Origin of the sequence: Sphingomonas crocodyli (assembly GCF_004005865.1) — a bacterium.
Lineage (GTDB): Bacteria > Pseudomonadota > Alphaproteobacteria > Sphingomonadales > Sphingomonadaceae > Rhizorhabdus > Rhizorhabdus crocodyli.
The window spans coordinates 46,713-70,130 of the sequence record NZ_SACN01000003.1; the positions used below are offsets into that span (position 1 = coordinate 46,713).

20 protein-coding genes are annotated in these 23,418 nt (G+C 57.6%); 9 read left to right on the forward strand and 11 right to left on the reverse strand.

The window, feature by feature from the left end:
- Positions 1 to 6 precede the first annotated feature (6 nt).
- From EOD43_RS17795 to EOD43_RS17805, 3 genes are read left to right on the forward strand one after another with little or no spacing between them, the layout of a single operon-like run.
- Entirely contained in the window at positions 7 to 273 is a 267-nt protein-coding gene (locus tag EOD43_RS17795; RefSeq protein WP_127745404.1) for a hypothetical protein, read from the forward strand.
- A 15-nt stretch (positions 274 to 288) separates the two neighbouring features.
- On the forward strand, positions 289 to 1,548 hold the full coding sequence (locus EOD43_RS17800) for a lipopolysaccharide biosynthesis protein (protein WP_127745405.1): 1,260 nt from the start codon (positions 289 to 291) through the stop codon (positions 1,546 to 1,548).
- On the forward strand, positions 1,548 to 2,783 hold the full coding sequence (locus tag EOD43_RS17805; RefSeq protein WP_164857312.1) for a glycosyltransferase: 1,236 nt from the start codon (positions 1,548 to 1,550) through the stop codon (positions 2,781 to 2,783). The genes EOD43_RS17800 and EOD43_RS17805 overlap by 1 nt, the downstream gene beginning before the upstream one ends.
- Here EOD43_RS17805 and EOD43_RS17810 read toward each other — a convergent pair.
- From EOD43_RS17810 to EOD43_RS17840, 7 genes are all read right to left on the reverse strand, one after another.
- A complete protein-coding gene (locus EOD43_RS17810; protein ID WP_127745407.1) occupies positions 2,743 to 3,729 on the reverse strand; it encodes an endonuclease/exonuclease/phosphatase family protein in 987 nt (328 codons plus the stop codon). The genes EOD43_RS17805 and EOD43_RS17810 overlap by 41 nt on opposite strands.
- A gap of 27 nt (positions 3,730 to 3,756) precedes the next feature.
- Complete coding sequence (locus EOD43_RS17815) at positions 3,757 to 4,851, reverse strand: glycosyltransferase (RefSeq protein WP_127745408.1); 1,095 nt, start codon at positions 4,849 to 4,851, stop codon at positions 3,757 to 3,759.
- Positions 4,852 to 4,865: 14 nt separating this feature from the next.
- Positions 4,866 to 7,106 carry a GumC family protein gene (locus EOD43_RS17820; protein ID WP_127745409.1) on the reverse strand — a complete coding sequence of 747 codons (2,241 nt, stop codon included), beginning with the start codon at positions 7,104 to 7,106 and terminating at the stop codon, positions 4,866 to 4,868.
- Between the two features lie 74 nt (positions 7,107 to 7,180).
- Positions 7,181 to 8,389 (reverse strand): outer membrane beta-barrel protein, encoded by a 1,209-nt coding sequence (locus tag EOD43_RS17825; RefSeq protein ID WP_164857313.1) that lies wholly within the window; start codon positions 8,387 to 8,389, stop codon positions 7,181 to 7,183.
- A 165-nt stretch (positions 8,390 to 8,554) separates the two neighbouring features.
- On the reverse strand, positions 8,555 to 8,821 hold the full coding sequence (locus tag EOD43_RS17830) for an XrtV sorting system accessory protein (protein ID WP_127745411.1): 267 nt from the start codon (positions 8,819 to 8,821) through the stop codon (positions 8,555 to 8,557).
- Positions 8,822 to 9,216: 395 nt separating this feature from the next.
- Entirely contained in the window at positions 9,217 to 10,107 is an 891-nt protein-coding gene (locus EOD43_RS17835) for an FxDxF family PEP-CTERM protein (RefSeq protein WP_127745412.1), read from the reverse strand.
- A gap of 198 nt (positions 10,108 to 10,305) precedes the next feature.
- Positions 10,306 to 11,118 (reverse strand): SurA N-terminal domain-containing protein, encoded by an 813-nt coding sequence (locus EOD43_RS17840; protein ID WP_127745413.1) that lies wholly within the window; start codon positions 11,116 to 11,118, stop codon positions 10,306 to 10,308.
- 393 nt (positions 11,119 to 11,511) lie between these two features.
- On the opposite strand from EOD43_RS17840, the gene EOD43_RS17845 reads away from it, so the two are divergent.
- Both EOD43_RS17845 and cfa read left to right on the forward strand, forming a co-directional pair.
- Positions 11,512 to 12,510 (forward strand): fatty acid desaturase family protein, encoded by a 999-nt coding sequence (locus EOD43_RS17845; protein ID WP_127745414.1) that lies wholly within the window; start codon positions 11,512 to 11,514, stop codon positions 12,508 to 12,510.
- Between the two features lie 559 nt (positions 12,511 to 13,069).
- On the forward strand, positions 13,070 to 14,230 hold the full coding sequence (gene cfa / locus EOD43_RS17850) for a cyclopropane fatty acyl phospholipid synthase (RefSeq protein WP_127745415.1): 1,161 nt from the start codon (positions 13,070 to 13,072) through the stop codon (positions 14,228 to 14,230).
- A gap of 182 nt (positions 14,231 to 14,412) precedes the next feature.
- On the opposite strand, the gene EOD43_RS17855 is transcribed toward cfa, so the two are convergent.
- The 3 genes from EOD43_RS17855 to EOD43_RS17865 all read right to left on the reverse strand — a co-directional run bounded on the left by EOD43_RS17855 (position 14,413) and on the right by EOD43_RS17865 (position 17,737).
- Positions 14,413 to 15,603 (reverse strand): hypothetical protein, encoded by a 1,191-nt coding sequence (locus EOD43_RS17855; RefSeq protein ID WP_127745416.1) that lies wholly within the window; start codon positions 15,601 to 15,603, stop codon positions 14,413 to 14,415.
- A gap of 373 nt (positions 15,604 to 15,976) precedes the next feature.
- Positions 15,977 to 16,738, reverse strand: coding sequence for an N-acyl amino acid synthase FeeM domain-containing protein (locus tag EOD43_RS17860; protein WP_206363591.1), 762 nt, complete (start codon positions 16,736 to 16,738; stop codon positions 15,977 to 15,979).
- 477 nt (positions 16,739 to 17,215) lie between these two features.
- Complete coding sequence (locus EOD43_RS17865) at positions 17,216 to 17,737, reverse strand: FxDxF family PEP-CTERM protein (RefSeq protein WP_127745418.1); 522 nt, start codon at positions 17,735 to 17,737, stop codon at positions 17,216 to 17,218.
- 1,053 nt (positions 17,738 to 18,790) lie between these two features.
- On the opposite strand from EOD43_RS17865, the gene EOD43_RS17870 reads away from it, so the two are divergent.
- The 3 genes from EOD43_RS17870 (at position 18,791) to EOD43_RS17880 (ending at position 20,781) form a co-directional block, all read left to right on the forward strand.
- A complete protein-coding gene (locus EOD43_RS17870; RefSeq protein ID WP_240653328.1) occupies positions 18,791 to 19,480 on the forward strand; it encodes a sugar transferase in 690 nt (229 codons plus the stop codon).
- A gap of 151 nt (positions 19,481 to 19,631) precedes the next feature.
- Complete coding sequence (locus tag EOD43_RS17875) at positions 19,632 to 19,955, forward strand: hypothetical protein (RefSeq protein ID WP_127745419.1); 324 nt, start codon at positions 19,632 to 19,634, stop codon at positions 19,953 to 19,955.
- A gap of 76 nt (positions 19,956 to 20,031) precedes the next feature.
- Positions 20,032 to 20,781, forward strand: a complete 750-nt coding sequence (locus EOD43_RS17880; RefSeq protein ID WP_127745420.1) for an HAD-IIB family hydrolase — start codon at positions 20,032 to 20,034, stop codon at positions 20,779 to 20,781.
- Between the two features lie 155 nt (positions 20,782 to 20,936).
- Here the strand turns inward: EOD43_RS17880 and EOD43_RS17885 are convergent, their stop codons facing one another.
- A complete protein-coding gene (locus EOD43_RS17885) occupies positions 20,937 to 21,425 on the reverse strand; it encodes a hypothetical protein (protein ID WP_127745421.1) in 489 nt (162 codons plus the stop codon).
- Between the two features lie 288 nt (positions 21,426 to 21,713).
- On the opposite strand from EOD43_RS17885, the gene EOD43_RS17890 reads away from it, so the two are divergent.
- Positions 21,714 to 23,411: a type I secretion system permease/ATPase gene (locus EOD43_RS17890; protein ID WP_127745422.1), complete on the forward strand. Its 1,698-nt coding sequence runs from the start codon at positions 21,714 to 21,716 to the stop codon at positions 23,409 to 23,411.
- Positions 23,412 to 23,418 lie beyond the last annotated feature (7 nt).

Here is a 23,418-nt window from a genome sequence, read left to right on the forward strand (position 1 = left end):
AGGGGGATGCAGAAGCGCTATATTTTTCTGTGCGCAGCTGGCGCGATTATCATCCTGCTGCTCCTCATCCTCGTCGACGTTGACGTCGGCCTGCCCGTCATAAACCTGCTGGTCTGGCCGGCTGTGGCTGCAGCCGGTATTCTCCTGCTTCTGAAAAAGCGCCCCCGCTTTCGTCGCCGCCGTTCGCGACGCGGAGCTTTGAGATCTCAGCGCCCCGGCCAGCCTCGGCTAATTCGCGAGCAACCGAAAAGCCTGCCGCGGCGGCCGCGCTGACGGAGCAAGGCTTTGGTGGCACTGTTCACCTGGCGTACGTCGGTCGCCAACATGCTCATGCGGTCCGCCTCCCTGGGAGGGCGGCTGATTCTGTCCCTTTATCTGGCTCGCATGCTCGGACTGGAAGCCGTCGGGGTGTTCGGGATCATAACCGGGATTGCGGGCTTCGCTCCCGCAATGCTCGGTTTGGGTATCAGCTACTTCGTCAATCGGGAGTTGCTTGGACTGTCTGATCACGAAGCGCATGTGCTGATTCGAGACAGGCTGGCTCTGAATCTTTGTATGGCGATCGCAGCCTGGGCAGTGCTGAGTTCCGCCATGCTCTCGGGGCTCGCTACCCCAACGGCTTATTTCTGGCCGACGATGATCATCGTCACGCTAGAGTATCTCCTGTTCGATACCCAGGTCATGCTCATCAATCTGCGCAGACCGGTAACGGCCAACTTCCTTCTGTTCATACGCTCCGCAAGCTGGATCGGCCCGTTCATCATTCTTGGATTGCTCGATCGCGAATTGCGGACGATTCCATTCATGCTGGGCTGCTGGATCGCAGCGCTGATCATATGCATTTTTTGTGCGATTTTCGTTTTTCGAGACGTTGATGTACGAGCGGTTATACGCACACGCATAGATTGGCCCGCCATGCTGGCCCGCGCGCGCCAGGCTCCGCTGCTTTATCTCAACGACCTTGCTGCCAATGGCCAAGTCTATATCGATCGCTTCATCGTCCTGCATTTTGCAGGTTTAAAAGCGACTGGCCTTTACGTTTTGATATTCTCTATCACACATGGTCTTTACGTACTAACGGCGACAGCGGTGACACAACTGACCATGACAAAATTGTCGCTGGCTCTACGAGAGCATGGTGTAACGTCGTGGAGGCACATACTGGTATCCGACACTAGGGATGCTTTGATGCTCGCAATGATCTGCGCCACGCCCATTGTCGCTGTGCTGGTGTTCGCGCTGCCTGCCTTCGACTTTTCGATTTTTCGCGACAATGCCACCCTATTGATCCTCATGACCATGACCTCGCTGCTGAAACCTGTCGCCGACATTCTGAACTCGGGATTATACAGCCTTGGCCTCGATCGAGCGCTTGCCCTCACCAACATTGGCGGCGTCGGTGCCGTGGCGGGCCTGGGGAGCCTTCTGATCAGCGCTTTCGGACTGGTAGGGACTGCGATCGCATCCATCCTTAGCCTGCTTGCGATCATTCTCGTCCGCTCGACCTTGTTGCGCAAGCACATCGCGCTGCGACCTCAGGCTGCGTGATGCGGATCCTCATTATATCATCATTGTTTCCGCCCGATGCATTGGGAGGAGCGGAGATATCCGCCTGGAACCTGGCGTGCTGGCTGCGTGATCATGGTCACGAAGTCGGCGTCCTAACGACCACCGCCGGTTCCGAGTCGGCAACAACCGGGGTGATCGAGGATGGATTACGCGTCTGGCGTGTAAGGATGCCGCGACCCTACCCAATGGCACATTATGGCAATCAGCCTGCCGCTGCGAAGCTCGTGTGGCACCTTCTGGATCACCTGGATCCAGCCAATATCGATATCGTTCGCGATGTCCTTCGCGAGTTCAAACCGGACTTCGCGAGCGTCCATCTCCTGGCAGGTCTCGGCTGGAACAGCCTGGCAGAGCTCGCGCGGCATGATGTTCCTGTCCTCTTCGCCCTGCCCGACCTGGCGCTTGCCTGTGTTCGGTCGGGCATGTTTCGCGGGGACCACACCTGCCAGCGGCAATGCACCGAATGCCGGCTTTCTTCCTGGTGGAAGCAGCGCCAGATCGGCAAATTGCGCAGACTGGGTTTTTACTCTCCTTCGCGTGCCAATCTGCAGAGTGTCGAAAGCCTCGTGCCGCTGCGCAAGCGTCCACGGCGCGTGATCTTTAATCCCAACCGATATCCTGTGCCTGTCCGCCCCTATCGAGCAGGTTCGCTTCCTCGTTTTCTCTACGCTGGCCGCCTTCACCGCACCAAGGGCGTCGACGTTCTTCTGGATGCTGCGGATATCGTTGCCGGCAGGGGCCTTGCATTCACCCTGGCCATTGCGGGCGATGGGCCAGATGGCGAGATGTTGCGCGAGCGTTATGGCAATCGGCCGTGGCTGACCTTTCATGGTCATGTTTCGCAACAGCGCGTTTCAGATCTGATGGCGGAACATGATCTTTTGTGCCTTCCCTCGGTTTGGGCGGAAAACTCGCCAGGGGTCGCTATCCAGGCTCTGTCGCAGGGCATGCCGGTTCTTGCCAGCAATGTCGGCGGCGTGCCGGAACTCGTCGATCCTGGTATAACGGGCGCGCTTCTGCCGGCGGGCGACACCGATACCTGGGCTGAGACGCTTGCTGCCTTGATCCTGCAGCCCCACCATATTCGTCGCTGGCGCGAAGCGGCGAGCGTCCGCAGCGACCGCTTCGATCCCGAACAGCTCGGAGCCAGACTCTTTGAGCTCATCGAGGAAATTAGCGCTCAGGGCCCTCTGCTGCGGCCAGATCGGTTATGACGGCATAGTGATCAGAACCCAATGATGGGCCACGTAGAAGCTGAACCGGCTGCCATCCGCTCCCTGCATAAACCTGATCGATCGGCAGCAGCGGAAGTGGCGCCGGCCACGTCGGGTTGGTCCGTGTCAACCGCGGCAGGTTCAATATATGGTCCTGGCGGCGCATCGCAAAGGTCCACGGCGTCAGATTGAAATCACCCGCTACGATCGCCCGCCGCCGTGGGACAGTATCGAGAAATGCGGCGATATCGTTGATAGCGGTCGCCTGATCTCCCATCGGCGGCGGCCGTTGCATGTGCACACCCACGACCGTGAATGGGCCATGCTCATCTCGAAACTTTCCCCAGACCGCCGAAACGCCCTTGCGATCTTCCGGATCGGCCCGTGCCAGACCACCGCCTGATAGAGGCGCGCTCCTCGACAGCAGGATCGTTGAGCACCGTCCATTGTTCGAACAATCAAATCCGTAAGGGAAATATGCGCTCAAAAGATTGCGAGCGTCGGCGGACAAACCACTCGCTTCGAGCAGAATGACAATGTCAGCGCGCTGGCTGATGATCCATTGAGCTACCGCGAGCGGTGATGCGTTCTGCTTGTACATGTTCAGACTGACGAGCCGGACTGTCGCCGGTCGCGATGTGAAAATCGGCGGTGAACGAACGAACTCGGGCAAGGTTTGGCAAAGCGCCGACAAGGCAGATACCATGCCGGACGCGACCAATAGCGTGAGGCGTCGCTCCACGATGACGGCTATCAGTACTCCGACCACGCACGATATCGCTATCAGAGGTGCGAAATTGTTGGGAAAGTCAGCAAGCGAGGAGACCCGCCCCAGCTGAAGCGCTGCCGCCAGGCTAAAGAGCGCCACTGTTGCGATGATGCGATATCGGCGCGCCCTAACTGTGATCCGCTTGGCTGGACGCGAACTGATCACCCGGTCACCCATTCGTCCCCGGCCTGATGGTGGCCAATATCATGGCAGGCAGGCCAGAATGCCCTTATCAAAATTGTCTGGCGCGAATTGGCGGGCGTGGTCGATCGCCGCGTCAGGATCGAACGAGGGTAGCCAACGCTCCATTCTCTCGATCCCGGAGATCAGCGATGATGCTGACTGCTCTTCAAAGAACAGTCCGCTGACGTCGGGTTTGACGGTGTCGAGCGCCCCGCCCCGGCCATATGCCAGAACCGGCCTCCCTGACGCCATTGCCTCGACCGGCACAATTCCGAAATCTTCTTCCGGCGTAAAAATTAGACCGCGTGCGCGCGCATAGGCTTCGCGCAACTGATCGAAATTGAGCTTGGGAATGATGGTGATATTCGACTTGGCCTGGGCCTTCAGCTTAGCCGCCATCTCACCCTGACCGACCATGAGGAGAGGCAGGCCGAGCTCGTTAAATGCCTCCACCGCGAGGTCCGCGCGCTTGTACGGGGTCATCTGACCAACCCACAGATACCGGTCCTCGATGTCGCTTCGAGCCTTGAACAAGTCGACTTCGACCGGCGGGAACACCACGCTCGCATCGCGGCCCCAGGCGCGACGAATGCGCTGGCGAATGAAATGCGAGTTTGCCGCAATGGCATCCACGCGCGCTGCAGAACTGGTGTCCCACTCGCGCAGGCTGTGAAACAGGAACGGCATGACGCGGCGGGTCAGAGCGCCAGCGCTGTCTTTATAATCGTGATAATGGTCCCAAAGATACCGCATTGGCGAATGACAATAACAAAGATGAAAGGCATCCGGCGCCGCAATAACGCCCTTGGCCGGCCCGGATTCGCTGCTGATCACAAGGTCGTAACCGCGCAGGTCGAGCTCCTCGAGCGCGCGCGGCATGAGTGGCAGATATTTCTGATAATGTTTAGCCGCACCCGGCAGACGGTTGATGAAGGTCGTCTTGATCGGACGACTCTTAATCAGAGCGGAGGTTGCTTCCGGAACATAGACATGCGTGAAGATGTCAGCATTGGGAAACAACTTGATGAGGCGCTCCAATACGCGCTCACCTCCCCGCATTCCCACCAGCCAATAATGGATAATCGCAACGCGTTTGAACGTTCGCAAAGTGGTCATCGCTGGCGCCCCAATCAGCTATAATATTCCTTATACTGGTTGAAATAGTAGGACGCATCGCCATGACCGAAGCGGGCCTGCTTGCGGATATCGACCTGGCTGAGCACGATACCCGCCATGTTAATCCTGCCACGCGGAAGGAGTTTGAGCGCGCTCTTAACCGCATGATCGGTCACTTTGCGCCAGCGTGCGACGAACACCACCGCATCGGCAATCGTCGCAAGGATGCGCGTATCCGCCGACGGCAGCACCGGCGCCCCGTCCAGAACGATGTAAGTAAAGTCGGCTCTCAACTTCTGAATGAGCGCGGCCATCGCGTCGCCGGCGAGGATGTCGCTGCTTTGCGTGCGCGTGTCGTTAAAGGGCAGGAGCCAGGCGCCGCTCGCCTCGTCGAGTACAAGCGCATCCTCGATCTCCGCGTCACCGCGCAAAACCTCGAAGAGGCCAGCATCTCGCCGTTCCACGATCATCGAATTCACGCTGCGCCGGTGCGGATCGCAATCGATCAAGAGCACCTTTTCGTTCTCCAGCGCCGCGATCCGCGACAGGCAGGCGGAGATTGTGCTCTTGCCTTCCTTGGGTAGGGCCGATGTGATCAGCACGACCTGGGCGTGCACATCGCTGGAATAGCCGATCGCTGCTCGCAATGCGCGGAACGCCTCGGCAAATGCGACATTCTCTTTCTCGACTATCGCATCGATCGGGGGGCCTTTGCCTTTGCCCAGCGACCCGAGCAGCGGGATAGACCCGAGATACTGGACGCCGACCCGTGTCTCGACATCTTCGCCGGTCGTCAGACCGGTGAAGAAGAGTTCGGCGAGAAAAGCGGAGATAAGGCCAGCGCCCATACCGAGAAGGCCCGCCAACACGATATTAAGCGTCACCTTAGGGCTGCTGGGCTGACTTGGCACCTGGGCCCACGAGATCACGCGCGCTTCGGCTTTTTCGGTGCCGTCTTGCGCTGCGGCAGCCTTATAGCGATCGAGATAGGCGGTGTAGAGCGCCTGCGAAGTCTCGGCCTTGCTGCTCAGCTCCGCGAAGCCGACCAGCGCCTTGTTGCTTGTTCCCAGCGTGCTGCGGGCGCCGCTAAGATTTGACCCGACCGCATTCAAACGCTGCTGCGAAACATTGACGCGCGCATTGAGACCCGAGACGATCTTGCCGATTTCGTCACGGATCGACCTGTCAATCTCAGCAAGCTGGTTCTTGGTTTTGACGACCTCAGGATGCCGCTCTCCGTAGCGTGATTCCAGATTTGCGAGTTCGGAAGCGAGGCTGGCCCTTTGCGTCTTGAGCGACCCCACAACGCCTGACTGAAGCGACTCACCGACGTCTTCTCCGGCGGCGCCATTGCGCATCTGCCGGCGCGCTTCGGCGAGCCGCGCGCTATCTTCCGCTGCCGCGGCACGCGCGCCGGCCACCTGCTGGTTATAGATCGAAACTTCCTGCTCGGTCAGCTGCGCGGCATTCACGCTGAGCAGATTATGCGCGACGCGATATTGCTGAACCGCCTCATTATCCGCCTGTGCCTGTTTGCGAAGGCCGTCCAAACGCTTGGAAAGGAAGGTCAGCGCATTCTGGTTGGCTTCGCGCTTACGGGCCAGCGCATCGAGCGCATATTGACGTCCATATTCGTTGACGACGGCTGCCGCGAAATCGGGGTCAGCGGATTCGTAAGATAGGACTAGCATATAGGTGACGCCTGTGCGCGTTACCTTGAGGCCTCGCTGGAGGACGTCGATGACGAATTCGCGCTGGGCCTGGGCATCGTAGGCACGACGTGACACCGGAAGCGGCGCACCGGTTACAAAAGAGCGCAAACGCGCAAGCTTGCCCGGTTGCACGTTGCTGGGATCGAAGGCCGCGGACTTGTAAAGATTGAGGCTCTCGGCAACCTTGTTGGCCATCGCGCGCGACGAGATGATCAGAACCTCGGTATCGACCTGCGCAGACGACAGGGCTCCCTGCTGGAGAACCTCCTCCTGATTACCCGGAGCGACCTGCTCCTTGCTCGTGTCGATGACAACCTGCGCCGAGGCGGAATAGATCCGAGTTTGCGTGACGGTGAGAATCACGCCCAACGCAAAGATCGCCAGAAAGATCGACAGGAACAAAGTGCGCCGGCGGCGCAAGATGCTGGCAATAGCGCCAAAATTGACGCGATCGTCGGTCGTGGCTTGAGCGGAGCCCCCGGTCAGGGCGAGGTTCTGCGACGCCAGCTCGGGATCCCGGTAGAGAGTAATCTCATTGTTCACGCTGATCTAACCCACTACCGCCAATGCGGCTCCTGATACCAAGGCATGCCCGCATGATGCAACGCAGCAATTGGCTATTTCGTAATGATCATACTTAATGACACGCGGTTGTTGCGAAAATTGGGTCCGATTATGACACCTGACGATGAGCGCTCCTGCCGGTTGTATGTGAGTGCTACCGAGAGAAAGCGATTAACGATGCGCCGCGCGCTTATCCCATACAACCAATACGACTCAGAGCGGTCGATGCCGCGAAAGTTGCGCCTTTCAAGCTGAACATTTCCTGTCAGGATCAGCGTCCGCAATAGTTCATGGTTCATGTTCAGACTGAATGTGCTGACCATGACACCCGGCACGTCGCGCTGCGCACTGTCCGTGAGAGACCGACGAGCCCCGAACGAAAAGCTCGTGAGCGCAGTCGGCTCGTAACTTATGGTCGCATTATAATTCAGTCCGGCAAAATCGGTGAACTGCGGGTCGTCAAATTCCTGCCGAATATATCCGAGCGAAACTTCGCCATGGAGAAGACGTGTCAGTTCAAAGCCGACGCCACCCATAGCGGTGGCGCCTTTTGATGAACGATCCCGACCAAGATTGGGGCGGGCATAATCGACCTCGTTATAGGAGCCCGACACGAACACATTTGTCGTAGGTCCTACCTGATAGGCAAGACGCCCTCCAAACGTGTCGATCGTTCGATCGCGGAAGGACTGGTCGACGATCATTCCGCGCTCCCGCGCGTCGCTATATCGATAGCGCGAACGGCCGATATTGGCTGAAACGATGAAGCGATTGAGTTGCTTGCTCGCGGATAGCGAACCCGTCATGAGCTGATATTTGACGTAACGGTCGAAGTCGGGATCGTCGCCGAGGCTGCCACGCTCCTCGACTTCGCGGCCATAGCTAAACGCGCCGCTAACGGGAAATGTGCGCGTTATATCGAGCCTCCCGTTCGCCTTGACGCGATAGGCGTCGTTATTCTGGCTGCTGCGCTTGGCATAGCGGCGATGTTGTGACGAGGCGTCGACCGTGAGCTGATTGCTCGACCAGGTTGATGTCGCCTTGACCCTGGGCGCTACCGTTCCCACCACATCCGAGCCGCGGCGGTCTCTCAGGAGGACATTGTCGTCGAAGGTCGTTCCGAAGGTCAGAGTGGGTATCAATCGGAAGCCGCCGGCGACCACGCCCTGCCCTTCGACCGGTGCGCCCTGGAGTTGGGCAAGCGCGCTTTCGGTCGGCAAACTGATGACCGCGCAAGCCAGGATCCACCGCAACTGCTTCACTGATGCAAACCCCCGACTCAGCATATTATCCTATTACCTTTCCCGGGCGAAGGATCTCGCGCCACCACAGCGCAGGATCATACTCGGGTCAACGCTATGCTCTTGCCATCACAGCAGCCTGCAAGCGCTGCAGGTTGGATCGCGCGAGCGATGCCGGCAGTCCCCCTACTTCTTGAAATTATCGAATGGTTTGAGGACGCGGTAAATGAAAAACAACGTTCCCATCAGGACTGCGATCGCCAACAGATGGCTGGTGGCATCGCCCAGCTTCAACGCGCGGTTGCCGAGCCAGTTTGCCGTTGCGCAGCCGACGCTCGCGATCAGATATTGCCAGAGAGAGTCCGACGGATCGGGCGAGCTCGACCTTTGCATGAAAAGAACGACAAGGCCTGCGAAGATGGCGACAGTGCCCCAGTCATAGACGGTTTCCATAATACCCCGGCATGTGGAAAATCAATTCGTGCCCGCGTAAGTCTGTCGCTGCCACCCAGGCAGGTTAGCAGCACATTGGAAGGCGGGCAAAGGATAAGGCTCCGAGTTGGCACGGTGGTGCATGACAAGCTGCGGAGCGCCGGTTGCAGCCTAGGTTCGTCCGCAGCTTGTCATGCGTGGTTTGGAAATAGTTTCCTCGCCACGCCATGTCGGCGCGCAACGCTAACCCAGGAAGCCTCAACGATTTGTTACGGCTCTACCAATGATCAGAAATCGACCTTCCATCACCAGGGATCGATGAGAAACGACTGCCGGATCATGAGAGAATGCACGGCATAAAAAAAAGCCACTGGCGAGACATCTCACCAGTGGCAATTTTTTGCTGAGAAGCAGAATTAGGCGGTCGCGAGCGACGCCGAGTTCCGCTGACGACGACGAGCGACGCCGCCGATCGCGCCGAGGCCCATGATCATCATCGCCCACGTGCCGGCTTCAGGCACCGCGTTCGGCGTAAAGGTCGCCACGCCGGAGAACGCGCCGTTACCGCGCGAGGTGTAAGTCACCACAATCTGGTTGATGAACGGATCGGCCAGAACCGGGAGATCCGTGATCGAAGCAAACTCGACCGCACCGTTCTGCAGCCGCGTGTAAGTGGCTTCGACACCATTTACGAAGACGCTGATGAAGTCGAGGTCGTTAGCGGAGTTCAACCGACCGCTGGTGTTCAGCGAACCCGTACCCGTACCGTTCACCGGAACGCGGAACTGAAACGTGTCGGTGAACGTGCCGGCCGGCAGACCATTAAGGTCGAACGAGGCCGAGATAACGCCGTTTGCATCCGACGTGGCGGTGAACACGCCGCTGGCGTCGTTCACATTGTAGGTGGTGTCGGCATGCGCCGCGCCCGAGAATGCGACGGAAAGAGCAACCGCTCCCATCGCTCCCAGAATCTTATGCTTCAAAGCCATACTCAACCTCCCAAACCATTGCCCGGCTGCAACCGGCGAATCACGCGTAATGAGACGCAATCGAGTCGTTAGCGAAATCTTAATACTAAGTATAGTGCTGAGCAGATTTTTTACTGACAATTTCGTCCAATAACGGCGACGGATATGGCGGTTGCAACGCCTCAAACTAGCGACCTGATGTTTGGTTGCATCGCGGCAGGATCGATCCGTCTCGATCGTGTAAAATTCGCGCAATTTTGCGTTTAGAAAGCAAATAATGCCCACTTCATCGAACTGCAGCGATACCCGCCAGGGCTTTTCGGCCCGATCGATCACCATAGCCTGCTGGGTTGCGGCGCGAAATCTGCCACCGTTCTGCCTGGATTTTGAGGCATAGGCAGCCTAGCGGCGAGAGCATCGAGGGCTGTCGAGGAGACGCTCGTCAGCTCTCTCAGGAAAATAAAAGCCTAGACCTGATTAAGCTCAAGTCCAGGCTCAAATTTGCGAGTTGAAACGGCTTTACTCGAACCGCCAAAACTATCGGGAAGTCTTGGGGGCCGCGAAACCGGGCTGATATTCTATATTGGCACTCTTTTTTAAGGCAGCAACCCGATTCTTCAGCGTGTCCCGTCCGGCCTCAGTCTGCAGAAGATTTCGCGCGACCTGCAAGGCCTTTTCGCCCTCCAGCGGCGAAGGCTGCCTTTGCACGACGGCGCTAACCAGCATCATCCCAGCTTGCGGGACCTTGAATACTTCTCCGGGCTGAAGTGCGTTGATTTTGTCAAAATCGCTTTTGGTGAATGTCGCCGAATCTGCCGTTATGCCCCCGCGCTGGAATGCTATACCTTGGCTTTCTAGGCGCGATGCGACGTCGTCCAACCGTGCGGCGCCATCCACCAGCTCTGGCCGGAAGTCACCCAAGCCTATACGGATCTGGTCCATACGGTAGACAATACGCTGGGAAAACCGCCAGGGATTGGCTCGCATGTAAGCTTCAACATCGGCGTCATAAGGCTTGCTCACCCCGGAAAGCAGTTTTTTTCCATAGGCATCGATGAGCAGGGCCTGGTTAGCTGCGCGTGATCGCAGGAGGTAGTCCTGGGAGCGATCGAGTCCTTCTTCCTTGGCTGCCTGAGCCAAGAGCCGCTTCTGGATCATGTCGTCGAGAACGAGGTTCTGGAGAGTTTTCGCGTCCTGCTTTTCATCCGGCGTTACCGTCGACAGGATCGCGTTGAGCTCAGGACGAGTGATCTCTTCGCCGTTGACCGTGGCGATCACCTGCCCATCCGGCTTATCTTCACATCCCGCCAGCGACAACGAAGCAACCGCAACTACAGCATAGCGCCACATATTATCATCCTCAGCGTTACTCGAATGACCAAAGCCATAGTGAATTAGCAGGCCCGCGAGACGTACTCGGGACCAGTCTTATATCGCCCGCAGGAAGTCGGAACTTCGCCGATGACGTTGCAAAACAGCCCTCCCACGAAGACCTATCGAATGTCGGGCGGGCCGTCCATCGGACTTTGACGGTCGTCGCAGGTCCCGCGCTGCGCCGTACTAGGCCAAATCGCTTGCCGACCGAATGCCAACGGGCTTGACAGCCGGACACCTCGCGGACAGCGTTGCGACGGCGTTAACTATCTTTTCATGTGCATCTCCTATTTGGTCGAGGCCGGGGTCGAACCCATGCCTGGGACGACACGAGCGTCGGCATGAAATGGCTGCTTCTCGAATAGGTGAATGATGGATCTGGTTTCACGACTGTCCCCCGCTGGAAAGGCGAAAATCAAAAGTCTGTCTGGACCTCGTCCGGCTAGGTTCTTGAGAACCTTAGCGGGCACCTGGGCCGTGGTCGCGACCGCGATTGCTACGGCGATATATTTCGATCACCCGTTCGCCTATATCTTCGCGATCTGCATCGTTGCCACAAGGCAGAACCTTCTCGCCTTGCTCATCCATGAGCAGACGCATTATCTTGGTCTCAACTCGCGGCTTGGCGATTTGATCGTGAATGTTTTCGGCGCTTATCCGCTGCTCGCGGTGACGGTGGAGGATTATGCGTCGATCCACCTCAGCCACCATCGCAACTACTTTACTTCGGAGGATCCCGATTTTCTGCGCAAGAGCGGACCGGACTGGGAGTTCCCTATGTCTGGCCGCAAGCTTGCGGGCTTGTTTCTGCAGGATCTGATCGGGCTCAGCTTCATCAAGTTCGCCCTCACGAAGAAGCCTACGCGGGAGAAGGCCAAGCCCTTCAAGCGCAAATTCCCGCTGCCGAAGTGGGTGAGGCCGGCATATTTTGTCGCAATCGCGACCCTTCTGACGCTGTGCGGCGGCTGGTTCTATTTTCTCACTTTGTGGGTCCTGCCGCTCCTGACGGTCCTCCCTATGATCGTGCGGTGGGGGGCGATCTGCGAGCATTATTATGGTGATGAAGGCGCCAATGTCGAAGAGACGTCACCCATCATTTTGAAGTCGAGGCTCGGTGCGCTGCTTCTGCCGAACCTCAATTTCACGATGCACGCCTACCATCACTATTTTCCCGGTGTGTCATTTGGTGCGCTTCCGGAGGTGCATCGGATCTTTGAAGCCGAGGGCCTGGTTCGAAGCGACCGCGTATTCTCAGGTCATCGCGACTATCTCCGGTTCGTTTTGTCCGGTACCCGGCGGGAACATGGGGCCAACGATCCATTCTTCGGTGTTCTGCCAGCCCAAGATCTCGCCACAAAAGAAGCCTGATCCAATTCGTTGTTAGTGTTGAGGGCAAGCTCGCACTGCCTTGTGCGGCGAACCAGGGGTTTCTCGGAGTACGACAACGTCGGCCCTCAACCCGCTTGTATCACCTGACGCTTCTCGCGGCTGATAAGCTGCGCTTTGATAGTGAGCCGGTCTGAAGCGGATACGCTGCGAAGGATCGGTTCCACCTTTCCCGATCACAAACGCTCTTCGCCTGTTTCAGTCAGAGCCGTTGCAGTGAAGCCTGTCCAGGCTTGCCAATGGCGGAAGCCAACCCGCCTGCCCTCCTTAGCTCCAAAAAAATTGAAGCTCGGCGAGCAGTCGAACATTAACTACATTATTTGTTAACCAGATGCTTTCTATGCCGGACACGAAACAACCATCCGGGAGTTTTGGAACGCTTCTCGTATCGAGACGCACTTCGTATCGTGAGGGCGGACCCGGCGTGATCTAAAAGATCATAACGGCAGGTGGTGGCGGAAATGGTGCCGTTTGCACGATCCTGCGTTGGGTATTCCGTAGATGACAGCATTCTAAGAATCTTGGTGAGAAAGGATCATCAATGAGCAGCTATCGCGACGAGGTAACGGGTATTCTCGCGAGCGCCGATATCATTGTCGGTGGATCGCGGCCGCACGACATTCGCGTCAACAATGAGGCATTTTTTGCCCGCTTTCTGAAAGACGGACGGCTTGGTCTCGGCGAAGCCTATGTTGATGGTTGGTGGGATTGCGACGCACTCGACGTCATGTTCGTCAAGCTGTTTGCTTCGCGGCATAAGGTCAGCCGGCAACTCAAGAGCGCTCGTTTTCTTGCGACCGCGATGCGAGCAAAGCTCCTCCCGGCTGGGTCTGACAAGCGCGCCTACAATATCGGCGCCAAGCACTATGATATTGGTAATAAGCTCTACGAAAAGATGCTGGATCCGCGTATGGTTTATACCTGCGCCTACTGGAAACATGCGACCACACTCGAGGCGGCCCAGGAGGCCAAGCTCGATCTGGTCTGCCGCAAATTGAAGCTCGAGCCGGGCATGCATGTTCTCGATGTCGGTTGCGGCTGGGGCAGTTTCGCGAAGTTTGCCGCAGAGCGATATGGCGTCCGCGTAACTGGTATCAGCGTATCCAAGGAGCAGATCGACCTTGGAAACAAGCGTTGTGCCGGCCTGCCGGTGTCGCTGGAATATATGGATTACCGTAATCTCAGCGAACAATATGATCGTATCGTCTCGATCGGCATGTTTGAGCATGTAGGATTGCAATATTACGATATCTTCATGAAGAAGATGACCGAAGCTCTGGCCGATGATGGCCTGATGCTTTTGCATACCATCGGCTTCAACGATTCGAAATTCTTCAATCCGTGGCTGGACAAGTACATATTCCCGGGCGCACACGTGCCTTCGCTCGCACAGATTACGTCACCAATGGAGAACCGCCTCACGGTCGAGCATCTTCAGAACATTGGTGTGAACTATGACCCAACATTGATGGCGTGGTATGACAACTTCATGGCTGCCTGGCCCGAGCTGGAAGGCGACTATGACGAGCGCTTCAAGCGGATGTGGTCCTATTACCTGCTGTCGTCTGCGGCAGGGTTCCGTGGTCGCTTCATCCAGGTGTGGCAATTTGTCTTGAGCAAAGAGGGCGTGCCGGGCGGCTACTACTTCGACGAGGAGGCGCGCTTTAAGTCTGGACGGGCCGAGCACGGGCCGTCCGTTTGATGGCGGCCCGTACCCTCGATGCATCCGCGATCAAGGCGGTCGCATGCTGTAGCAAACACTAGAATGTCTGTTTAATCTTCGGACCGTGCCAGCTCCTTCTACGCAGCATTCTGGTCATTAATGCCTCGTCCCTTGGAGGCTGACATAGGGGTGAGCCTTGTCGTCGCCGGGCTCGAGCTTTCTCAACCCCATAATTCGATAACGACGAGATCGTCTCCAGTCTCAACGTCGATCGCGTCCCCCTTACCCGTTTTCAACGGGCCAAGGTCAAGACGCGGATTGTAAAACCTGTAGTTCGCCGGTCGGTTCAACTTGAGTGGGATCGAACCGACTGCAGCATCGCTATTCTGCCACAGCAGCACGAAGATGTGTCCGTCCGAGCGATTCAGTTGAAGGATCTCGGCACCGGAAGGGGCGGCGGTCACGTAAGATCCGATCGGGCGCTGGGCACCCCGGTCATCACCCAGGATCCAAATCAGGTTATGGAGGGCCCGCGCAACCGGCTTGGGTACGAACTGACGATCGAAAAGGCCCCAATGCTTTTCGTAGCTCTTTCCGGAAGGGTCAGGATAGGCATCCAGGAGCTCGTAAATATAGGATCGCCTGACCCCTATAGCGGCATTTGTAGTGAGCCATTTCAAGGTCTGTTGGGTGCGCTTTGTAGGGTCCGCTCTGAGATCATTATACCCCATTTCCGTGAAGTATATCGGCTTGCCACCACCGACCATATGAGATTGGCGCTCGACCATTCCGGCCACCTTCGAGGCTAGGCTCTCATCGGATTGGGGATAAGCATGGATGTTGCCTGCGTCGACATCGCTCGGCTCCACAATCTTCGTCGGGCCGATCGATGAAGGTGCCAGCAGTGGCAGATCAGCGAGTGGCGACCCCCTTAAGGTTCGTCGCAGCGCGGACATATAGGCGATCGTCGCCGGATATTCCTTGCCCTTGATGTCACGTATTCCAGCGAACGTGACTGGAGAATTATTCACCTCGTTCGGCCCCTCGATTCCCGCAACTGACCGGGGATAGCGGGCTCGGAACGCCATCAGATTGGTAACCCGATCTTCGGGTGCTGCACCGCCAGAAACGATGAACATGAACTTGAGGCCGGACTTCGCTGCCTCAGCAAGACCCTGCTGCCCCTCACCACCGGGCCTTGGCGCAGCGTCACGGACGTGATCAATGCCGAGATACCTGACCGCTCCGATGACTTGCCGCCAATTCGCATAGCCACCGTCCGAATAGTTGAAATGCGTGTTAACGCCGATGCTATCCGTGAACTGACGGACCGACATCGCGCCGGCGGCAAAGACCCCAGTTGAGGCGGTGGCGGCAATGGCCGCGAATATCCGAGGAAGGACCCAGCTCATGAGTTGTGGAGGCTCCTTGATCCGACGCGCTGTATGTCAGACCAGCATAGAAGGAATGGCGACCTTTTGTCATCGGATTGCGATCACATGACGCGAGCGAAGGGCGGTGCGATCAGAAGTTTTGTGGGGCAGGCCCAATTTGTTGCCGATAGCCGGGCGGGTTGGTCCTCGCGCCGGATTGATCCAGTTTTCGATGCAGTGTTTCGCCCGCCGCGATATCTTGAATATGCCTTGTGGGCAAACCAGGGCGGCAGGCCACATGCCGGTCATGTCGTGGAAGTTAGGTGCGCAACGTGGGTCGCTGCCGGCTCAACCCTCGCGCTGTCTCGCCTATTGTGATTTGGGGGCAGAAAGGTTTCATCGTAAAAGGCGACTAAGCTGCTACCCGATCCATTGTTGCCAATGCGGGGCGGGTGAAAATCCGCTGCTCCTCTTTTTCGGAGAAGAAGAAAGGATAGAGCGATCGGCTGTTTTCCTGGCGGTGTCCGGCATGGGCGTCGATGGCTTTGCGAATATCGTCGACCTTGAGCCACATCAGAACCGCAGGAGCGCCGACCGACTGGTTAGTCTTGACCTCGCCTACCGGCTTGAAACCAAGCATGGCCTGATAAAAGCGGCGGTGGCGTGGATTAACCTCTATGAAAAGGTCGGTGCAGCGATGCTCATTATAGCCGTAGATGAATACGATGTGGAACAACGCGGCGAGCATCGGCTTTGACGGCATATCGGCGTCAAAAGCGAGCTTGGTGAGCTCGCAGACCCTGGCGCCCGGTACGTTGCGGAAGTTGTCAATCTCACCCTTGAAGATATCGTCCGCAGCCAAGCCGGCCGGCGAATCCACACCCAGGGTGATCGTGCCGAAAACCCCGTCGTCGCTCGACGCTGTGAAGGTCATATGCGAGGATTGTGCGGGGATCTGATGCTGATCGCCATAACCGCGCCAGGCATAACGCCGGTTGACCAACATCCGCGCCGAATTGCGCTGGTCGTCCGTTTCCGCAAGGCGAACCGTGACCGTCTTGAAACCGGTTGCACACGAGCCCTGTGTCGTAGCTGGACGAAGCGGGACGCTCAGGTCGCAAGACCTCAGACCTATATCGACAGCAAAGCTGCCACTTACCCAGTGGACCGACATCGAAACCCCCCACAGCGGAAAACAACGTTTCCTTCACTTCGCGCAGCGCATCTTGACGGACCGTCCGACCCGTCAACTGCGTTTAAGTCATTGTGGCAGCAGGTGATGTTGCATCAAAGTGCAACAACGCAACCGCGAAACCGAACGTCCATGTGACCCCCAATACCCCGCATCAGCTCCCCATGGCCTCTGCAGTTACAGTCTATTAACAAAGAGTGCGACATGGTTAATAGCGGTTTTTTGCCATAGGCGCGACGAAGCGTGGGTGGATCAAGCCAAAGCTTATCCAACCAGGCCACACTGGCCTTTTTGGAGGTCGCGGACAGGCTGATCGTTCGAATGTTCGTGCCTGTCAGGCAATCAGCGCGCCCACGGCCCGTGCTCGCCACACTTCCAACCGTATATGCCTCCGCCCGGAGGCGCTTTGCCCTTGCCGCTATGCGCCTGAAGCACAATCGGGGGCAGAGAAAGGCCTACTCAACCGCAACTAAGAGCGTTACGCTGTTGCGATCGCCTTACGAGCAGGCCGACAGCTCCAAAACCGATCAGCATCATCGCCCAGGTGGTCGGCTCAGGTGCCGCACTCGATCGGACGGTCAAAGTCCCTGCGTAGGAACCGTTGCCACGCGACATGCCCTGAATAACGATGCGGTTCGTGGCGCCAGGAACGATCTGCACGCCTTGCGTGAAGGCATATTCATTCGTGCCCACCGCTACTGGCGTTGCCACTATGTCGTTAAACCGAAGCGAAAGGATATCGAGGTCGGTTGGGCCTTGAGCCAGGGTCGTAGTTGTGATGACGCTAGCATTCCCAATGCCTGGGAAATCAAGGACGAACGTGTAGGTGTCGGTAAAATCGCCCGCGCTGAGACCGCTGTTGCCAAAAAATCCCGATAGGTCGCCATTCGCACCCGCAGACAGGTGGAGATCTGCCGCCGGAAAAGTTGCCCCGTGAGCGCCAACGGAGAACGTGAGCGAACCTGCAACCCCGATGGCCATAAGGCATCGCTTCAGACTTAGCACGTTTCGGAACTCCGCCAATCTAGCCTTTTTGGGGACGAACGTTACCGTCCTGTCGGAGATATGGCGCGAACGGTCCAGGGACTAGTGCGTGAACAGACGATTAATCGCCATATCCCTGGCCGATGAAAAAGGGTGCGCTCTATCTCACACACATGCTGCGCTAGAGCATTCTGCCTTACGTGTCACCGTGATTCGGTCGATCTTTTTACCAGATCTTCATGAATTAGGGGCGGTGGCTGGCGGTTGCCAGAACGCTCTACTCGCCATGTCGCTTTGAGCTAAGTGTCGTCGGCACCATCGAGCGGTCTTCAGAACGTCGCCAGCACAGCCTTAGAGCGCCTGAGTGGTTTGCGTCGGATGCTCGCTATAGGCGCAGCGGCTGCGGCTCGGCGCTGGCGCGACAACATCGCGTTCTCGCAGCACTGCCTCTCGTTGAGCGATAGCAAATATTGCGTTGCGGTAACGGAACAAAATTGCGGGCCGGCCGTATTGCGGCGGCGGTGCGTGCACGGGTTGGGAAGCCCCGTGGCCGCCTGCGAGCCTGGAAACAAAGTCTGTCATGATTGGCGGCTAGCAATTTAACGCTGGATTTTCATGGGGGCAGTATGTCGTCATTATTTGCTCGAGCTAATCGACATGCCAGATACGCAGGCGTCGCCCGCCACCTCGCTGCTCTGCGGTGCAGCGAAAAATCGCTCGACTGCGCCATAAATCGCGTCCCAGTTTCGGGATGTAGTGCAGTCATGCTGGCAACTTTGACTCGGGCTAAACCGTCTAACCATGCCTTTCCGACTCGGCGAGCGACTTGTCGGCACAGGCAGGATTTACAGCGATGTAATCGCGCCAATACTAGGCACGTTTTGCCTTTCGCGAGTCGAATGTTGCCAAGCGACGGTCCGTTCTTGTGTCGGGATGGGACGATTAAACGTCGACCAGCGGAAAAACCTTGGTTAACGTCGCATAAAGGACTCCCCCTCCATTCGACTTTGCGCTAATTTTGCGCTGCAACAGAGAGGGAATGGGGCTGCTATGAACAGTGAGTTCAGCTTCCAGGCGTTTGATCCCCGATATGCAGTAAGCGTTCGGCGAAATAGGGTGCGTAGCGGGATGGATCGGGTCGCCATGCGGGCGATTGATATTATGTTGGCGACCGTCGCGTTGCTGTTCCTTCTCCCGCTCATGCTGATCGTGGCGGTAGCGGTATTCGTCAGTGATCCGGGGCCGATTTTCTTCGTGCAGAACCGGATCGGCCGGCATGGCAAGATTTTCCGTTGCCTGAAGTTCAGGACGATGGCGACGAACGCCGAAGAGCGGCTTGCAGAACTTCTCGCAAACGATCCGTCAGCGCGTGAAGAGTGGATGCGGGACCATAAGTTGCGCAACGATCCACGTATTGTTGGGATCGGCTCCTTTCTCCGTAAGAGCAGCTTTGACGAACTCCCGCAGCTGATCAATGTGCTTCGCGGCGAAATGAGCCTCGTGGGCCCTCGCCCGATCGTGCATGCTGAGGCTGCGCGCTACGGGCGCTACTTCGAACATTATTGCAGCGTGCGGCCTGGTATTACGGGCCTTTGGCAGATTAGTGGTCGCAACGATACGACCTATCGCCGTCGCGTTGCCTTTGACGTCGCCTATAGCCGTTCCCAGTCTACCTTTCTCGATCTGAGGATCATCGTCATGACGGTTCCCAGTGTTCTCATGGCGAAGGGATCCTACTAGGCGTTCGCCAGCCATCATCAGCATGCTTTGCGTACCCTCGTTGGACCAGATCGATTGCAGCGAACAACGATCTGCCCGAGTGCGGGATATGCAATTGCCGATCTGGATCACATGGTGAATGAGCCACTGCACAGCTGGTTGAGGGTCCAAAATGCCGATTGGGATGGCGGTCGAGCAAGGTAGCAAGATTGAGATATTCGATATTGCCGGATACTTGCGGTGCACGATCGATCGTCGGGACGGTATGGTCGCCTTTTCGCATTATTGGGTGAATGTCCGAGACGGTGACGCGATCGTCACTTTTGATGAAAATGGTTGCGCGGTCGATGACGTCGAGTTGCTGGCGGTGTTCACGCCGCATCCTTGGCTGCTTGAGAGTCAGGTCGGGCATCAGCTTGTCGGTCTCAACGAAGACGAGATTGCCTTTGGGTTGTCCAAACGGATCGACACGTCACCGCCTTCTGACACCGAATGACTTTGCCTTGCGCAGGGTCGCACTTTGCGACCAGCCTCTGCGTGCCCGCCTGATAGCCCCTGTCCTGGAGTGCTGAATGAAAGACCTCGTCGCCTTTGATCTCGATGGCACTCTGGCCGAGAGCAAGCAGCCGCTCGGTGAGCCGATGGGCGCCGCGCTCGCAAAGCTGTTGGGCGTTGCGGATGTCGCTATCATATCAGGCGGTGACTGGCCGCAGTTTGAAAAGCAGATTGCGAGCCGGCTTCCTCAAGATGCTGCTCTGGATCGCCTGTGGTTGATGCCCACCACGGGTACCAAGCTGTATCGTCATGATGCGGGGCGTTGGGTCACGATTTATGCCGAGCTGTTCGATGATGCTCAGAAGGCGTCGATCTTGAAGGCTTTCGACGAAGCACTCGACGCGACCGGCTTTACTCCTGAGCAGACCTGGGGTGCGCGTATCGAGGATCGCGGAAGTCAGATCACGTTTTCCGCGCTCGGTCAGGAGGCGCCCATTTCCGCCAAGGAGAAGTGGGATCCCGATTTTGCGAAGCGAAGGATCATACAGGCCGATCTTCAGCAGCGGCTCCCCGGGCTTTCGATCAATATGGGCGGTGCGACTTCGATCGATATCACCCGAGCTGGCGTCGACAAGGCTTATGGCCTCCAAAAGCTAAGCGCGATCAGCAACATCGCTCTTAGCAAGATGATGTTCATTGGCGATGCCATCTTCCCGGGCGGGAACGATTATCCCGCGTTTCAGCTGGGCGTCGACACCGTGCAGGTTCGCGATCCCCACGAAACACTTTCCGTGATTGCCGCAATCGTAGCGTGCCAGAAGGCATAGCTACGCCGCCGATGCCGCGCGGATATGTCATGTCTAGATGGGGGCCACATGCATGGGAGGGTCTGTCGAGCCTCGTTGCATGATCTCGATATCCCCGTTCGTCCCGGCTATCGAGGGGCTCCTGTCCCTCACATGTGGGAATCTGGCAAGGCGAGCTAATATCCTGCCTGGTCATTGTTGACCGGGTCGATAGCCAGGTCGATCCCCAGCGCAGCCATGTCATTCAGCAAGCGATTGTTGAGCACAGCGCCGCGTGGACCGACCATCCACGAGATATGAAAGCTCAACGCGCCCCCGGTGTCGGTGAGGCCTTGCATGAAGTCGGCTTTGGTCTGCAGAAGGTTGATGACGGTCCGCAATCGCGATGCGACCTGTCCATCGTCGCCAGACCCTACGTCAAAGATGCACAAGCTATGCTCGAATTGCCCCGGCATATTGTCACCACGTGCTGTGAGCCGCGGCTGCCCCGCCTGCCAGCTACGCGCGACAGCAAGCCCAAGCTGCTCGATGATATCTTCGGCATCATGGTCAGGATGCCGAACTTGAAACCAGACCCTGTACTTAAAGCTCATTCTTGGAAAGCTCGCGTCGACATTGCCGATCCCTGTTTTGATCAACTCGCACCAGGCTAAATGGCCGAACATCGCGATTAAAGGCCAATCGTGACGCCTTGTGGCATAATGGGACAATGCTCGGACATTTCCGGCGTTCGCATGCTATTTGGCGCAATTCATGTGGACTTCGGTTGCCGCGCACGGTTCCGCTTCTTGATCGGGACGTATTCTCCCGTCCTGCGCAGTGGTCTCGGCGTGATTTGTGGCGTTCGACACGGCCCGATTGATCGGTTTGGCTCCCTACCTTGCCCCCTCCCCTCTTACCGCTTGTTAACCATGATCTTCTAACATGGTCCTGTTTCCCAATAGGAGCGAGCCATGTCCCTCGGCAGTCATGTCGATAAGTCCGCCGTGCGGTCGTTGTTGAGCATATGCGGACCGCATCTTCGCAGCGCGGTGCTCTTCAGCGTCGTGATCAACCTTCTGTATCTCACGCCATCGATCTTCATGCTGCAGGTCTATGAGCGTGTGGTTCCGACGGCCGGCGTGATGACGCTGACACTCCTGATCATTGTCATGACGATATCGCTTGGCGCTCTGGCCCTCCTGGAATGGTTGCGCGGACGTGTCATGGTCAAGGCTGCCGCAACGCTCGAAGCGCAGTGCTTGCCGGCCGTTTTGCGGCGAAGTTTTGCCCGACAAGAAATCGGCCGAGCCCGCAAGAGCGAAATCCTTCGCGAGTTCGACACCGTCAGGTCGACTGCGGGAGGTCCGCTGTTCGTCGCCTTGCTGGATCTTCCGTGGATACCGATCTATGTGCTGGCAGCCTGCGCGCTCAGCCCGTTTCTGTCGCTCTACATCATTGGCTGCGCAGCCCTCATCATGGGTTTGGGTTGGTTGGCAGCCAAAGCAGGTTCTGCGGCTGGACAGGAAGCCGCGCGGCAAGGTGGCCGGGTGGGTGCGCAATTCGCTCACCTGTTCGCTTATGCCGGTGAAGCCCGCGGGCTTGGAATGGCGCAATCATTGATCCGCCGACTGATAATCAGCCGTGATCAGGCGACGCGCGAAGCTGACGGAGCCGCCTTCAATGCGCAACGCTGGTCGGCGTGGCTCAAGTTCGTTCGCCTCGTGGTTCAGTCGCTCGTGCTGGCGCTCGCGGCGCTGTTGGTCATCAACCATCAAATGTCGGCAGGCGCGATCTTCGCTTCGAGTCTGCTACTCGGTCGCGCCTTGTCCCCGATCGACATCCTGTCGTCGAACTGGAAGGGGCTAAAGCTGGCGCAAGCGAGCTGGACCAATATTCACAGCATGGCGCTGTACGAGCAAGTCCCCGAAATGCTTTTGCCGGCACCGGCCGGAGCCGTCACGCTGGAAGCCGTTACCGCACGGTCGCACAATGGTGAGCGTATCGCGCTGCACGACATTTCCTGTGCCATCGCGCCCGGTGAAATCATCGGGATTGCAGGGCCGAGCGGCGCCGGCAAAAGCGCGCTGCTTCGGACGATCGCGGGCCTTATAACGCCTGTGCACGGAACAATCCGATTTGATGGCACCGCTATCGAGCATTGGGCCGATTCCCAGCTCGGCAGCGCTATTGGCTATCTTCCCCAGGAGCTGGTGCTGCATCCCGGAACAATTCGCGAGAATATTTCGAGGTTTGCTGACACGACTTTGCCGTACGCACAGATCGATCAGGCGGTTATTGATGCGGCCCGCCGGGCAGGCGTACATAGCATGATTCAGCGTTTACCCGACGGGTACGGAACCGTGGTCGGCCCGGGTGACACGACCTTGTCGCCAGGACAGGCGCAACGAGTGAGCCTCGCGCGCGCGCTGTTCGGTTCGCCGTCGATCCTCGTGCTCGATGACCCTTCAACGCGATGTGACGCCGAGGGTAAGATGGTCCTGGCCCGGTTGATCGCTGAGGCGCGCCAGCAAGGCACTACCGTGCTGCTGTCGAGCCACGACACCGACCTTCTGGCTGCGACCGACAAGATCATGATTTTCGCCGAAGGCCGGCTGGTCAAATTTGGACCGTTCAAAGTGCATAACGGCCCCGCAAAGGCAGCCGCATAGGAGCGTT

Excerpts from the sequence above, each read along its gene's own strand:
- EOD43_RS17795 (WP_127745404.1), top strand. The coding sequence starts at position 7 with ATGCAGAAGCGCTATATTTTTCTGTGCGCAGCTGGCGCGATTATCATC.
- EOD43_RS17805 (WP_164857312.1), top strand. The coding sequence starts at position 1,548 with ATGCGGATCCTCATTATATCATCATTGTTTCCGCCCGATGCATTGGGA.
- EOD43_RS17810 (WP_127745407.1), bottom strand. The coding sequence starts at position 3,729 with ATGGGTGACCGGGTGATCAGTTCGCGTCCAGCCAAGCGGATCACAGTT.
- EOD43_RS17815 (WP_127745408.1), bottom strand. The coding sequence starts at position 4,851 with ATGACCACTTTGCGAACGTTCAAACGCGTTGCGATTATCCATTATTGG.
- EOD43_RS17830 (WP_127745411.1), bottom strand. The coding sequence starts at position 8,821 with ATGGAAACCGTCTATGACTGGGGCACTGTCGCCATCTTCGCAGGCCTT.
- EOD43_RS17835 (WP_127745412.1), bottom strand. The coding sequence starts at position 10,107 with ATGGTGATCGATCGGGCCGAAAAGCCCTGGCGGGTATCGCTGCAGTTC.
- EOD43_RS17840 (WP_127745413.1), bottom strand. The coding sequence starts at position 11,118 with ATGTGGCGCTATGCTGTAGTTGCGGTTGCTTCGTTGTCGCTGGCGGGA.
- EOD43_RS17845 (WP_127745414.1), top strand. The coding sequence starts at position 11,512 with ATGATGGATCTGGTTTCACGACTGTCCCCCGCTGGAAAGGCGAAAATC.
- cfa (WP_127745415.1), top strand. The coding sequence starts at position 13,070 with ATGAGCAGCTATCGCGACGAGGTAACGGGTATTCTCGCGAGCGCCGAT.
- EOD43_RS17855 (WP_127745416.1), bottom strand. The coding sequence starts at position 15,603 with ATGAGCTGGGTCCTTCCTCGGATATTCGCGGCCATTGCCGCCACCGCC.
- EOD43_RS17860 (WP_206363591.1), bottom strand. The coding sequence starts at position 16,738 with ATGTCGGTCCACTGGGTAAGTGGCAGCTTTGCTGTCGATATAGGTCTG.
- EOD43_RS17865 (WP_127745418.1), bottom strand. The coding sequence starts at position 17,737 with ATGGCCATCGGGGTTGCAGGTTCGCTCACGTTCTCCGTTGGCGCTCAC.
- EOD43_RS17870 (WP_240653328.1), top strand. The coding sequence starts at position 18,791 with ATGAACAGTGAGTTCAGCTTCCAGGCGTTTGATCCCCGATATGCAGTA.
- EOD43_RS17875 (WP_127745419.1), top strand. The coding sequence starts at position 19,632 with ATGCCGATTGGGATGGCGGTCGAGCAAGGTAGCAAGATTGAGATATTC.
- EOD43_RS17880 (WP_127745420.1), top strand. The coding sequence starts at position 20,032 with ATGAAAGACCTCGTCGCCTTTGATCTCGATGGCACTCTGGCCGAGAGC.
- EOD43_RS17885 (WP_127745421.1), bottom strand. The coding sequence starts at position 21,425 with ATGTTCGGCCATTTAGCCTGGTGCGAGTTGATCAAAACAGGGATCGGC.
- EOD43_RS17890 (WP_127745422.1), top strand. The coding sequence starts at position 21,714 with ATGTCCCTCGGCAGTCATGTCGATAAGTCCGCCGTGCGGTCGTTGTTG.